Raw genomic sequence first — 377 nt, 5'->3', positions numbered from 1 at the left:
GAGGCCGGGATTTATTGGATGCGCTCAAGTTGAGCGTACGGTGGGCGGGCTAGAAACGCTTGTGAGCTTCTAGCCACGAGCCGCGAGTAAATAAAAGGCAAAGTAAGTTGCCATGCCATGGTGTTGATATATTCGCCGTTAACAGTGCGAAGCTTTGCCTTATTCGCTCGCTAACCAGGCCAGTGCGTTTTTCTGTTCGGCCTATTTAAAGGCTTTCACTTCGCCGGGAATCAGCGCGCTTGCCTGTTGAGCGACATTGCTGATCCAGTCGTGGCTGGTGACGACGGCGATGCGGTGCCAACTGAGCGGGTGACGAAGGCCGACCAAGGCATCCTGAAACATGGCTCCGGCTGAGAAACTGTCAAAGGTGGGCCCGA

The 377-nt window shown here is 54.9% G+C and carries 1 protein-coding gene; it reads right to left on the bottom strand.

What is annotated here, in order from left to right:
- Nucleotides 1–201: 201 nt before the first annotated feature.
- On the bottom strand, nt 202–377 hold a 176-nt coding region (locus F8C76_RS19335), incomplete at its 5' end, for a SpoIIAA family protein (protein WP_170284073.1).

Source organism: Flagellimonas olearia, assembly GCF_009184425.1.
In the GTDB taxonomy this organism is placed as follows: Bacteria; Bacteroidota; Bacteroidia; order Flavobacteriales; family Flavobacteriaceae; genus Flagellimonas; species Flagellimonas olearia.
Note: the sequence above shows the minus strand (reverse complement) of the source record. Positions and strands in the feature narration are given on the sequence as shown.